Source organism: Fontibacillus panacisegetis (assembly GCF_900102215.1).
In the GTDB taxonomy this organism is placed as follows: Bacteria; Bacillota; Bacilli; order Paenibacillales; family Paenibacillaceae; genus Fontibacillus; species Fontibacillus panacisegetis.
Genome location: NZ_FNBG01000004.1, coordinates 39762 through 52925, shown reverse-complemented (window position 1 = coordinate 52925; position 13164 = coordinate 39762). Strand labels below are relative to the sequence as shown.

Below are 13164 nucleotides of genomic sequence, written 5' to 3'. Positions count from 1 at the left end.
GTGTTTGAAAATCAAACCAAAGAGGCTATATTGGAGCGAATGCGCAAAGCTTCACCAGAGGGAATAGACACGCGGCAGGGTTCGATAACCTATGATTTGTTGTCGCCAGCAGCCATTGAACTGGCACATGCCTATATTGCTCTCGATCAAGTTTTGAAGTTCGGCTTCGCCAGCTCCGAGCAGCCGTCTGAATTTCTGGATTTAAGGGCAGGGGAATTTGGAATTACACGCCGTCCCAGTGTGCAAGCGGAAGGGAAAATCATTTTTACCGGTGATGAGGAAACGATCTTACGAAAAGGGATTCTTGTATCTACGGATGAAGAGGAAGCGATCGTATTCGTAACAACTGAAGACGGTACGATTAAGCAGGGAACGGCCACGATCAAGGCAACTGCTGTTTTAGGGGGCAGTCGTGGCAACGTGGACGCAGGACGCATCAAGCTCGTGCTCGGAAATTTATCCGGGGTAATATCCGTTACTAATCCCGAAGAATTCAAGAATGGTGCTGAAACCGAATCTGATGAGTCACTGCTTGTTCGATATTTTGACCGGGTGCGAAGACCTGCTACAAGCGGAAATGTATGGCATTATCGTCAGTGGGCTATGGAGGTTCGCGGGGTAGGTGATGTTAAAGTGTTCCCCACATGGAACGGAGGGGGCACTGTCAAGCTATCGATTTTGTCAGAAGATAAACGGGAGCCCAATGAAGAGATTATAGAAGCTGTAAAAAAAGCAGTGGATGAGCGCCGGCCGGTAGGAGCAAACGTCACGGTAAGTCCTGCGAAAGAAGTGAAAATCAACGTCTCGGCTCGTGTTACTCTGACGTCTGGAACTAAATTGGATGATGTGAAGGTGCAGTTTGCAAGCAAACTTGAGCATTTCTTGGCCGATTTAGCCTTTAAAACAAACATTGTTTCCTACAATCGCATATTTGGCTTGTTGCTTGATATTGAAGTGGTGACGGATTTTAAAGAATTCTCGATTAATGGGGTTTCTAACCAGAATCTGATCATCGGCGAGGATCAGGTAGCCGTGGCCGGGGCGGTGAATTTCGTTGTCTAGCAAGGAATTTGAGCTGGATCGTCTGATTGAAAAGGATATGTTTGATTATTTACCTAAATATTACGCTCCTAAGGATGACGAGGATAGTAAACCTGGAATTGTCGTCAACCTGATTAATCAGGAGGTAGAAGAACTTATTCACCTTAATCTCCAGATTAAGGACGTTTTGAAGCAGTTTTTTATTGATCATGCAACCTGGGGACTTGCAAGCTGGGAAACGATCTGCGGGATTCCTGTGGATAACAATAAGCCTGATGAGCAGCGCCGTTCCGTTATTAAGTCGAAAATCCGGGGAGCCGGGACGGTAACACTCTCTGTAATCAAAAACGTTGCCGATTCGTTTCAGAACGGAGAGATAAATGTTGAGGAAAATTTTGCGGATTATGAAGTAGTCATTACCTTTATCGGCAAACGCGGAGTTCCACCCAATGAGAACGATGTCAGAACAGCACTACGTGAAATCGTCCCAGCCCACTTGAATCTTAAGTTTAAGTATACCTATTTATTATGGGATGAGCTGGATGCTGCAAAACTGACATGGGATGAGCTTGATGCACTGAATATGACTTGGGATCAATTAGAAGTATGGAAGCCTTAGGAAAGGGGATAGGGATATATGCCTAAATTGCCCAGTGGGTTAAAAACATTTGAGGCGAGCGATACGGTTAGGCGTATTGCACAAAATGAAAATATTGAGGTGATTGATGCTCTTTTTCATGGATCAAAAGGGCACCGTCATACAGGTAAGGGAGGCGATGCTCCGCAAATTGGTAGTGAGGGTATTGTTGATGGTGCCATCGTTGCGAATAAGATTGCGGATGGAGCTATCGTATCGGATAAGCTGCCTGATGGTGCTGTGAACGGATCCAAAATTGCTCATAGCAGTATCGAACGCAAGCATCTTGTAAATAGCAGTCTTACTTCCAATATTGCTAAATTTAAACGGGTTAGCGTGACTGAGGGAGTGTTGATGGGGAATCCGACCAGCCCATATACATTCGAAGGGGGAAATGCAGGAGATAGCCATTATTGGAGTCTTAGCCATAGTACAACGCTCCCTCATTCACTTACGATTGATCTAGGCAAGGAATTTCAATCGATCGAGGGAATGTCATTTGGCTCTAAAACAGGCATGGGTGCAAAGACGCTCCCTAAAGGGTTTTATGTGGAAATAAGTAGTGATTACTTAATGTGGACGCGGGTATACACACAAACCGAAGGATTATATGAACCGTTTTCGTATTTTCCGTTTTCTACGTTTATTGCAAACTCACGTTATGTTCGAATCACAATAACCGAGCACAACATTTTTGGAACAGAAAGTGCCATTTCTTGTATATCGGTTTATAGCAGTTATCACGGCAATGTTGATGATCCGCTGGATGATGAGCGCCCTTGGGGACTTAATGCGAGACTGCAGGGATTGATGATTGTTCCAGAAGGGAAAATTACGGATAACGGCGCAGGAGCCTTGACTTTAGGCGGGGCCATTACGATTATGAATCCGGCATCTGGTACTTATTTCCAGGTCAAAGCGGGAACGTATCAATTGTCTGAGTGGGGATATCTGTTTGTGGAAATTCCTAATCAATATGGTGTTCAGGTAAGTCCTTATCCGTCAAGGTGGAATCCAGGTGTAAGGTCTTACGATCATAAGGACCGGATCATATTAGCGCAAAGGTACGGTGGTAACAGCGAAATATTTGTTCACTCAGCATTGCGATCTAAACTGGCTGGTACGAGTCCAGATGCAGATAAGGTAGACGGTATCGATTTTCAAACAAAGAACGGATTTTTGGAATTTAACGACGGATCGGGGTGGAAAGGCGTGGGAATCAAAAGTGTGCAGCGGGGAGCGACAAGCATTTCATTTTTTGCTCCTAATGGAAATGGCTCATTGATGAAAGATATAACGATCACGGCGGTTAATACGCAGAAGTCATTTATTAATATTTCTACTAGTGGATTAGCTCATTGGTCCCAAGGTTCAACAATGATGGACGGATCTGTATGCGCAAGGTTTATTGCTCCAGATAAGCTACGGTTCAATTTCATGGATGGATTCTTTGAAGCGTACGCTGAAATCTCATGGGAGGTGATTGAGTATGCCTAATTACTATGCCCAAATTGAACAAGATGGTAGAGTTTTTGCGTTAAGTGAATTAGCTGGGGAAGTAACGGCAAGTGATATGATTCCGATCAATGAGGAGCTATATCAAAATAATCGGCTGCTGTACACTCGTTATGTTGATGGAGAGTTCAAGGGTTTGTTTGCTCAAATGGAGAGTGATAAATCCGTGATTAAACCGGATGGTGAGGAGATGTTAACCGTAACCATCACTATGACGGATTTGCTGGGAAAAGTCCAGAGCGAGTTCAATGAAGAGCTGGATATAGAGCTGAATGGCATGAAGCAGACAGTAAAGCCAACCAAAGGTGTTGCTGAAATTACGATCAGTAGTGATGAGCCAGGTGATTTTCTAATGAAAACAATTGGACTTGACCGGAACGCTGAGTTAAAGGTGGTGGTTTCAGATGGCAACTAAAAAGCCGCTTCCTAAAAAGACGCATTTTCATATTCCTGCTGACCCATTAAGAGTCAGATCAGAAGAGATCAAGGCAAGACACAATAGTAGAAAAGAGAATGAACTTCAGAGTTTAAAAGCCTCCGTTGCGACGAATGTAACCAATGAGATGCTGTTTGAAATGCTTAATGATGTGCTCGAACGGCAGGAAATTCTCGAAAATAGGCTGCAAAGTATAATCAAATTGACGAGTAATCGGTAATTGAACTTTGATGTCCATATCGTTAACATGATAGCCCCCTTGTTCTATTTATAGAGCAGGCAGGGGCTTTTTGTTAATTAACAAAAGGACCTATATTCACTTGACACCTTATCAGTTTAGTTATAAACTGATATCAACCAAAAGAGATGAGGTGAACGCATGAATGAAGAAAATCATGAAATCATCGCAAATGAAGTTGACATAGAAGAGGAAATTCAATTGAAATCTGGGTCTGATGCAAAGGATGAGCGTTTAGGGGTACTAATATGGTTTCGCATTTCCCGCATTTTTAACCAGAGTCTTCGCGCAACCAATCAACACCTGAAACAATGGGATTTATCAGCGGCCCAATTTGATGTACTTGTACAAATAGGTGCCCATAAGCGGCTGACTCAGCAGGAACTTGCTAACAAATTATTTGTAACTAAAGGGAATATCACTCAGCTGCTCGTTAAGATGGAAGAGCTTGGGCTGATCAAGAGAGAGCAGGAATGGAAGAAGAAATGGCTGTCTTTAACTGAACAAGGATGGGAATTATATAACAATGTGGTTCCTAAGCAAGAGGCATTTCAAGCTTCTCATTTTGCTGGACTTAACCGTGAAGAGAAACAACAACTGCTTGGCCTGTTAAGAAAAATACAAAAAAACAATGTTGAAGATTGAACATAAACTCAAACTCAAACTAACTATATGGAGGGAAACAAAATGGAATTCAAAGGCATTCACCACGTATCCGCAATTACGAAAACAGCGTCGGAGAACTTTAAATTTTACACAAAGGTATTAGGACTTCGTCTGATTAAAAAAACGGTCAACCAAGATGATGTTAAGGTATATCACTTGTTCTACGGTGATGAAGTGGGTAATCCGGGCACAGAGCTTACGTTCTTCGAAATTCCAAACGCAGGACACAATGTGGACGGAAATAACAGTATTTCCGCGATCTCGCTTCGTGTTGCAAACGATCGGGCGCTGGAATATTGGGCGCAACGTTTCGATGAATTTGGAGTAGAACATGAGGAAGTGAAGCAGCGGGCGGGTCGGGCAACACTCTTTTTCAAGGACCCTGAAGGACAACGTCTAATTCTGGTTTCTGACGAAAATAATACGGGTGTAGCAGGCGGTAAGCCGTGGGATCGTAGTCCGGTTCCAGCTGAATTCGCTATCCTCGGATTGGGTCCGGTTCAACTGACAGTAAGCCAGCCAGAGTTCACCATTGCGGTGTTGACTGAGCTAATGGGCTTCCGCAAGAAAGGGCAATATCCTTCATTTGTACCAGGGCAACCGGATATTATTGTGTTTGAGACTGGAGAGGGAGGTACAGGTGCTGAGATCCATGTAGAAGAAAGAACCGATCTGGAGCAGGAGCATCTTGGACGCGGTGGTGTACACCATGTGGCTTTCCGCGTAGATAATGAAGAAGAGCTTCGAGCATGGATCAATCGTGTTCGTGCGGTACGGTTCCCGAATTCCGGATTTGTTGATCGTTTCTATTTCCGCTCATTATACTTCAGAGAACCAAATGGCATTTTGTTCGAACTAGCCACGGATGGACCGGGCTTTGCAACGGATGAAGATGTCGAGCATTTGGGTGAATCTCTCGCATTGCCTCCATTCCTTGAGCCAAAACGTGAGCAAATCGAAGCTTACTTGAAACCTCTGGATACAGTGCAATAATGCGAACACGAGCGTGATCATGTGGAGTATAGCGAGCAAATAGCCGCTGCCTCAGCAATGATATGCTCGCGAAGCTCAAATGGCGTAAGCACCTGGGCATCTCGACCGCAGGATAAAAGGATTTCACCAGCTGATTCCAGGGTGTGAAATTCCAGATCAGCCACAACAAATCCAGGACTATCCTGCTTAGTATGAAGAATCTTGACGTAACGCTCTTGTTTGAGCCGGATCAGCCTTGCTTCTGTTAGCCGAACCCGAGCGGGATATTTGGGAAGATTGGACTTGAACTCCAACGTGGATTGCTCCCAAAACTGGGCTAGATTGAAATGATCAGGACGTTCAAAAGTTTCATTCAGTAATCGGGCTTCAATTATGCGTGAAATGCGGTAGGTCCGGGGGTTTCCTTCGGACTCCGCAACCATATACCACACATTTCGTTTGGCAACTAAGCCTAATGGATGGACGATCCGCGTAACCGCGGCATCGTCTTTTTTATATACAACCTCTAGCTTCTGCCCACTCCATACAGCTTCTTGCACGGTGGATAGCCATGGAAAGGCTTCCTCTGATTTATGCCAGCCAACCCCATCGATATGAATTCTTTGTCTTGTTATATCGGCGTCCCTGCGGATAACATCAGGGGTGGATGACAACAATTTTTGATAGGCAGAGTCAAAATGTTTCTGGATTCCAAGATCATCTAACAGTGAGCTGTAATTTGAAATTAGCAAGGAACTGATTTCATGTTCACTCATACCTGTTAAGTTAGTGCGATAGCTTTCTGCAAGCACCCAGCCTCCTTGAGATCCACGTTCTGCATGGATAGGTATGCCTGCTGAGCACAATGATTCGATGTCTCGAAAAATCGTTCGTTCCGACACCTCAAGTTTTTCAGCGAGCTGACGCGAGCTCATTTTGCGGTTGTTTTGCAGAAGCAACAGGATGGACAGCAGCCGATCTGCTCTCATAGCGTAATTCCCCTTTGATCTAACGAATTTGGTGATGAAATAATTATAGCATTCATATAAGACAGAGGATGTCATATTTGATTGGGTAATCTAAAAAAAGAAAAAAGAGGAGGAATAAATATGTTTAATAACGATGAGAACAAGCCATTAAAAGGAGTCGTCACTGTTGTAGCCGGAGCCACAAGAGGAGCTGGACGAGGAATCGCCGTGATGTTAGGTTCCGCGGGAGCTACGGTTTATTGCACAGGGCGTAGTGTGCGCGGTAACGCATCCGATTTGAACCGGGGGGAGACGATCGAAGAAACGGCAGAAATGGTAACGGTCCGAGGTGGGATTGGTATTCCTGTTCGCACAGATCATACAGAAGAAGAGGAAGTAAGGGCGTTGTTTGAAAGGGTCAGAGAAGAACAACAAGGCAGGCTGGATTTACTGGTCAACGATATTTGGGGCGGAGAGAAATTGACGCATTGGGGAACTCCCTTTTGGGAGCAGCCTCTTCATGACGGTCTTTTGATGCAGGAGAGAGCGATAAGAACACATCTGATTACAAGCTATTATGCTGTTCCTCTCATGATTGAATGTGGCAAGGGACTTATCATTGAAGTTACCGACGGCTCTACCTACAATTACAGAGGCAATTTATACTACAGCCTAGCGAAAATATCCCAGATTCACCTGGCAGCATCGATGGCGGAGGAACTGCGTCCTCATCACATTACGGCAGTCTCTCTATCTCCAGGATTTTTGCGTTCAGAGCAAATGCTGGAGTATTTTGGAGTCGATGAAGCACACTGGCGGGATGCGATGAAGCAGGAGCCTCATTATATTGAGTCGGAGACTCCGTATTTTGTGGGAAAAGCTGTAGCGGCTTTAGCGGCCGATCCTCATGTCAGTCTTAAATCCGGCCAAGCTCTGACCAGCTGGGATTTATCTGATGAATACGGGTATTGTGATGAGGATGGACGCAAGCCGCATTGGGGTAACTATGCGAAAAAACAGGGTCTACCCATTAGTTAGCTGCTTAGAAAGAAGCGAGCTGATTATTATCATTAGAACTGCACGCCACCGCTTGGATGATGTCCAGGACTGCGTTCAAAAGCAACAATCCAGTCCCCTTGAGTTGCCGCATAACCGGAATCGCCCTCTCGTACAAGACCATAAATATTTTTGACATCTAAATACTCACGACGCTCTCCGTTGTCAAACTCAAGCGTGATATAGTAATACGTTCTGGAGGAAGAGGAGTGTGCAAAGTTGTCATTGTGGTGAGTTGTGTGATGCCTCACATCCATACGCTTGGAGCTGATTGTGGCAAATCTGGATTCTCTTGGAGAGCTTGAATTTTTAACATAACGAGCCCCGCTGCTGATGATGCCAACAATAACAACAATAAATATAATGACGATAAAAATAGGGATTAATGTAAATAAAAAATTGAATCCGCCGTCAAAGGGACTAAACCCCATACTCATATTCCTCCTTAAACAACAATGAGTTGTATGTATGTATTTATTTTACGCATGAAAAGCAGTTTTTGTTTCATTCTGGACAGACGGTAAAGGATCCATATATCTATTCATTCCGTTGTAGTGCGATTAAAATCATGCTAATATGGAATTAATATGAAAAGAACGGAGGGTTCCCTGTGCGTTATATCAAATTCCGTTTCACCACTTTGCGCGACTAATTGAATAGTGCTCAAAGGCTCTGCTCCTGTGCAGGGCAAACGGGATAGGTATGCTATGATAAAGGGAACTTTTGAATAGAATATGCCGTTGTATGAGGACGCCGCTTGCGGGATACGTTTGTATCCACAGGCGGTTGTCTGCTCATTTCCGTTTGTATGAAGCACAGGTGAAATGCCTGTGTTTTTATTTTTTCTCGAGGGGGAATTCAGCTTATGGAACAATTGCAGCAATTGGAACAAAGAGCGGTATTAGTTGGGGTCAATCTGAATCATCAAAATGATTTTGAATATTCCATGGAAGAGCTCGTCAATCTGGCGGAAGCTTGTGATATAGAGGTGGTGGGCAGCCTTACTCAGAATTTGTTGAAGGTAAATCCATCTCATTACATCGGAACAGGTAAAATTCAGGAGGTCATAGCACTTCTTGAAGCTCATGAAGGCAATCTCGTCATTTTCAATGATGAGCTGTCCCCATCCCAGATTCGTAATTTGGAGAAGGATTTACAATGTAAGGTCATAGACAGAACGATTCTGATTCTGGACATTTTTGCGCAAAGGGCAAAAACGAGAGAGGCGCAGCTTCAGGTTGAAGTGGCACAGCTCAAGTATATGCTGCCTCGCCTAGTTGGACTGCGTGAATCACTTGGACGGCAGAGCGGTGGAGTTGGAACGAAAAACCGCGGGGTAGGGGAAACCAAGCTGGAACTGGATCGCCGGCGAATTGAAGAAAAGATTAATGTCCTAACCAAGGAGCTTGATTTGCTGGTAGCTCATCGTCAGACTCAGCGCAAACAGCGGAAAAAGAATGATGTTCCGGTTGTATCGCTTGTAGGGTACACGAATGCCGGAAAATCGACGATTATGAACGCAATGATGGAGGTATATAACCCGTCGCAGTTGGAAGAAAAGCAAGTGTTTGAGAAGAACATGCTGTTCGCTACGTTAGAAACTTCGGTGCGGAGCATTCCTTTAGCGGATAATAAATCCTTTTTGCTTACAGATACGGTCGGTTTTGTCAGCAAGCTGCCTCATCATCTGGTCAAAGCCTTCCGGTCAACCTTAGAGGAAGTAGCGGAGGCGGATTTGCTCATCCATGTAGTTGATTATTCCAATCCCGAATATGATCGGCAGATTGAGATTACGAACCAGACGCTGAAGGAAATCGGCATTACGGATATTCCGACATTGTATGCATATAACAAATCAGATCTCACCCAACGACAAATTCCAGAAATTCAGGGAGATACCGTATATCTTGCAGCCAAAAAACGTGTTGGCATTACTGAACTGGTTGGGCAAATTCGGGAACGGGTATTTAAAGACTATATCAAATGCGATATGCTGATCCCTTACGATCAAGGTGCTGTTGTATCTTATTTCAATGAGAGAGCTAATATTTCTTCCACCAGCTATGAAGCTGAAGGAACGGTACTGTCTATGGAATGCAAATTGAGCGACTATGGTAAATACAAACAGTTTGTTATTACCCAGCCCATTGATCATTCAGAATAATTAAGAAAACCGGGACAATCGCGTACATAAGGTACGTGCGTCCCGGTTTTTTTGTCTGAAGCACTTTTGCTATATCGAAGGGAGTATAACTTCAAAGATTGTTCCTTTTCCTACTTCACTTTGAACTCTGATCTTACCGCCGTGTACTTCCACGATCGATTGCGATATGGCAAGACCGAGTCCGGCACCTCCATGCTTGCGCGTACGGGACACATCGCTTCGATAGAAGCGTTCAAAGACATGCGATAGATGCTCAGTCGGGATGCCAGGGCCGTTATCCTTGACGCTGATTAAGGAGTGATTTGGGTCATGTGCGGATAAAGTTACCACAATGCTTCCTTTTACTGGATCGGTGTGCTGGACAGCATTATGGAACAAGTTGAGAATTACCTGTTTGATTTTATCGCAATCATACATTCCTCGAATATTTGAGGTGATGTCGAACTGAACGTTCCGGTCACCTGCAAGAATACGCAGATGCGGCTCCATCTCCAGGATCAGGGTGTCTAATCGGGTTTCCATTCTGGATACGACAGGCGCACGATCCAGCTTAGCGAGGGTGAGCAGGTCTTCAACCAATTTTTTCATCCGGGTAGATTCGCCAAGCATACTGTTTAATGCGTTCTTCAGCTGATCAGGATTGTTAGCTGCACCGCGAAGAAGTACCTCAAGAAATCCGTGAATCGATGTCAGTGGCGTCCGTAGCTCATGGGAAGCGTCGGCAATAAAACGTCTCATTTGCTCCTTTGCTTCTCTCTCAGCATCGAAGGAACGCTCGAGCCTCCCCATCATCCCGTTGAAGGCTACTGCGAGTCTATCAATTTCTGTCTGCCCAAGAGTTGAAGGAAAGCGATTGTTCAAATTGCCGGCATTGGTGTCCTCCACCGTCTGGACCATTTGATCGAGCGGCTTAAGCGTTCGGCGAAGAACAGGCAAATAGAGCATAAGACCACCCGCTAGAGCCAGTATGGACAAGCCAACAAAAATAAGCAGCTGTCGCATGGCTATCGATTTGAGCGGTGCGGTAGCCATACCCATTTGAACGAGTCCCCCTTCACCAGAAGGGCCGCCCGTCTTACTAAACACGAGAAGCTGCTCATTTCCATTTCCATCATGTGCAATGATGTAACCCTTGTTGAAGCTATCTCCTTTGATGCTGCTCTTGATAGCAGCATATTTTTCATCCGAGAGTTGCGGTGCAGATAAACCCGTTTCATTTGAACGATCAATAAATCCAGTATCAGTATCGATGTAGGCTAGAGATGTATCCGGGAGAAATAGAAAGGGTCGGCGATCAAAATCGGTTGATATCGACGGAGGTTCAGTCCCATCACCATTGTTTGGCGGATTGAAATTAGGGTTATCCTTCCCATCGCGAAATCCAGGAGAAGGTATGCCATAAGTTCCTTCAAATAAATTTTTTGGAAGACTATGAATTTGGGAGACCAAAGATTCAGCCTGGTTGTGGTACAGAAAGTTTTTCATCAGAACATATTGCAATCCACCGATCAATAATAGAAGTGCAGCAATAATAAATAAGGAGCGGTACAGAAGCTGGGAACGCAGGGAGTGGGGAACGAGAAAACCTCCGACCCTATCCTTTAATGTTTTTTTCATGGCAGATCAACTCGATATCCCGCACCACGGAGCGTACGAATTAAGCGATGCTCTTTATCGTTAAGCTTTTCCCGTAAGGAACGAATATAAACTTCGACAATATTCTCCTCACCACCGAAATCATATCCCCATACTTGATCCAAAATCGTAGTTTTGCTAAGAACGATACCGTGATTGATCACTAAATATTTTAAGAGTTCATATTCTGTTGGAGATAATTCCAGGACTTGCTCAAAAAATATGATTTCCTTTCTACGATCATCAATCTTGAAAGGTCCGAATGAAACCTCGCTGAAGAGTGCAGGAAACTGATTGCGAAGACGGGCCCCAATCCGCGCGAGTAATTCTTCAAAGCTAAAAGGCTTCACGACGTAATCATCTGCGCCAATGGTAAGTCCCTTAACGCGATCGTCTACTTCGTCTTTGGCTGTTAGCATTATGATGGCTACATTATTGAGATTCTTCTTTAGCAGCCGGCATACTTCCCATCCGTCCATACCAGGCATCATAACATCGAGTACGACGATATGGGGGTGGAAATCGATAGCCAGATTCACGGCGCTCATACCGTCATTAGCAACAGCTACTTCAAAGCCTTCATTAGTAAGTCCAAGCTCCAAAAACTGTGTAATATGTGGTTCATCATCAACGAGCAAAATTTTTACACCTTTGACATTCTTCATTGTATTCGTCCTCCAAGTCACGGCTTTACGTCTTATTATGATTATTATCGGCTAATCCGCTGAGTGTTAGCTGAATGCCACCTGAGAAGTGACTTAAATCTGACAATGATTCATTTAGTTCATTATTACTCAATACCCTTGATTGTCAATCTGCTTCTGAGATATACTTTTCTAAGCGAAATTATAAAGGAGAGTAAAGAAATGGACAAAGTATTGATTTTCGGACATAAAAATCCGGATACGGACACAATCTGTTCTGCAATTGCGTACGCAGACTTGAAATCGAAGCTCGGCTGGAATGTTGAAGCGGTAGCTTTAGGTACTCCTAACGGTGAAACTAAATTTGCACTCGATCGTTTTGGCTTTGAAGCGCCGCGTGTAGTTGAGGCGGTAGCAGCAGAAGTAAAAAGCGTAATTCTCGTTGACCACAATGAACGTCAGCAAAGCGCTGCAGATATTGAACAAGTAACTGTAGCTGAAGTAATTGACCATCATCGTATTGCCAACTTTGAGACAAGTGGTCCATTGTATTACCGTGCAGAGCCGGTTGGATGTACGGCAACAATACTTAACAAAATATACAAAGAGAACGGCATCGCAGTTCCAGCAAACATTGCGGGTCTGATGCTGTCCGCTATCATTTCTGATTCTCTTCTGTTTAAATCCCCAACTTGCACAGAGCAAGATGTAGCAGCAGCACGCGAGCTTGCTGATATCGCAGGCGTTAATGCTGCAGAATACGGATTGGACATGCTTAAAGCAGGTGCTGATCTTAGCGACAAAACCATTGAACAGCTGATTTCCCTTGATGCCAAAGAATTCGAAATGGGCGGCTCCAAAGTAGAAATCGCTCAAGTGAACGCTGTGGACGTCAATGACGTACTTTCCCGTCAAGCTGAACTGGAAGCCGCATTGAATAGTATCGTGGACAGTAAAGGACTTGATCTATTCCTGTTGGTAGTTACTGACATTTTGAATAACGATTCTGTTGGACTTGCTCTTGGTAAAGCAGCAAATGCAGTGGAAGATGCTTATAACGTAAAGCTGGAAAATAACACAGCTGTACTGAAAGGCGTCGTATCGCGCAAATCGCAAATCGTTCCGGTTCTTACGGATATTTTCAACAAACGCTAAGAGCAGGTTTTGATCAAAAAATCTGTTGCCAATTTAA

General features: G+C 44.3%; 14 protein-coding genes. 10 read left to right on the top strand and 4 right to left on the bottom strand.

What is annotated here, in order from left to right; all coding sequences use genetic code 11:
- From BLS49_RS05580 to BLS49_RS05550, 7 genes are all read left to right on the top strand, one after another.
- Nucleotides 1–1062, top strand: a complete 1062-nt coding sequence (locus BLS49_RS05580) for a baseplate J/gp47 family protein (protein ID WP_091227411.1) — start codon at nt 1–3, stop codon at nt 1060–1062.
- Entirely contained in the window at nt 1055–1660 is a 606-nt protein-coding gene (locus BLS49_RS05575; protein WP_245742277.1) for a putative phage tail protein, read from the top strand. Before BLS49_RS05580 ends, BLS49_RS05575 begins: the two co-directional genes overlap by 8 nt.
- Before the next feature lie 18 nt (nt 1661–1678).
- Entirely contained in the window at nt 1679–3175 is a 1497-nt protein-coding gene (locus BLS49_RS05570; protein WP_091227409.1) for a hypothetical protein, read from the top strand.
- Complete coding sequence (locus tag BLS49_RS05565) at nt 3168–3608, top strand: hypothetical protein (RefSeq protein WP_091227408.1); 441 nt, start codon at nt 3168–3170, stop codon at nt 3606–3608. Before BLS49_RS05570 ends, BLS49_RS05565 begins: the two co-directional genes overlap by 8 nt.
- Nucleotides 3598–3849 (top strand): hypothetical protein, encoded by a 252-nt coding sequence (locus tag BLS49_RS05560; RefSeq protein WP_091227406.1) that lies wholly within the window; start codon nt 3598–3600, stop codon nt 3847–3849. The genes BLS49_RS05565 and BLS49_RS05560 overlap by 11 nt, the downstream gene beginning before the upstream one ends.
- Before the next feature lie 159 nt (nt 3850–4008).
- Nucleotides 4009–4512 carry a MarR family winged helix-turn-helix transcriptional regulator gene (locus BLS49_RS05555; protein ID WP_091227404.1) on the top strand — a complete coding sequence of 168 codons (504 nt, stop codon included), beginning with the start codon at nt 4009–4011 and terminating at the stop codon, nt 4510–4512.
- Nucleotides 4513–4554: 42 nt separating this feature from the next.
- Nucleotides 4555–5526: a ring-cleaving dioxygenase gene (locus tag BLS49_RS05550; RefSeq protein ID WP_091227403.1), complete on the top strand. Its 972-nt coding sequence runs from the start codon at nt 4555–4557 to the stop codon at nt 5524–5526.
- A gap of 17 nt (nt 5527–5543) precedes the next feature.
- Here BLS49_RS05550 and BLS49_RS05545 read toward each other — a convergent pair whose 3' ends face one another.
- Nucleotides 5544–6494, bottom strand: coding sequence for a helix-turn-helix transcriptional regulator (locus BLS49_RS05545; RefSeq protein ID WP_091227401.1), 951 nt, complete (start codon nt 6492–6494; stop codon nt 5544–5546).
- Nucleotides 6495–6614: 120 nt separating this feature from the next.
- On the opposite strand from BLS49_RS05545, the gene BLS49_RS05540 reads away from it, so the two are divergent.
- Complete coding sequence (locus BLS49_RS05540) at nt 6615–7511, top strand: SDR family oxidoreductase (RefSeq protein WP_091227399.1); 897 nt, start codon at nt 6615–6617, stop codon at nt 7509–7511.
- 32 nt (nt 7512–7543) lie between these two features.
- Here the strand turns inward: BLS49_RS05540 and BLS49_RS05535 are convergent, their stop codons facing one another.
- Nucleotides 7544–7966: a DUF2500 domain-containing protein gene (locus BLS49_RS05535; protein ID WP_091227397.1), complete on the bottom strand. Its 423-nt coding sequence runs from the start codon at nt 7964–7966 to the stop codon at nt 7544–7546.
- A 428-nt stretch (nt 7967–8394) separates the two neighbouring features.
- Here BLS49_RS05535 and hflX point away from each other — a divergent pair, with 428 nt between their 5' ends.
- Entirely contained in the window at nt 8395–9693 is a 1299-nt protein-coding gene (gene hflX / locus BLS49_RS05530; RefSeq protein ID WP_425432113.1) for a GTPase HflX, read from the top strand.
- A 69-nt stretch (nt 9694–9762) separates the two neighbouring features.
- Here hflX and BLS49_RS05525 read toward each other — a convergent pair whose 3' ends face one another.
- Nucleotides 9763–11310: a sensor histidine kinase gene (locus tag BLS49_RS05525; RefSeq protein ID WP_091227395.1), complete on the bottom strand. Its 1548-nt coding sequence runs from the start codon at nt 11308–11310 to the stop codon at nt 9763–9765.
- Nucleotides 11307–11993 (bottom strand): response regulator transcription factor, encoded by a 687-nt coding sequence (locus BLS49_RS05520; RefSeq protein WP_091227393.1) that lies wholly within the window; start codon nt 11991–11993, stop codon nt 11307–11309. The genes BLS49_RS05525 and BLS49_RS05520 overlap by 4 nt, the downstream gene beginning before the upstream one ends.
- Before the next feature lie 201 nt (nt 11994–12194).
- Here BLS49_RS05520 and BLS49_RS05515 point away from each other — a divergent pair, with 201 nt between their 5' ends.
- Nucleotides 12195–13127, top strand: coding sequence for a manganese-dependent inorganic pyrophosphatase (locus BLS49_RS05515; protein WP_091227392.1), 933 nt, complete (start codon nt 12195–12197; stop codon nt 13125–13127).
- Nucleotides 13128–13164: the final 37 nt, after the last annotated feature.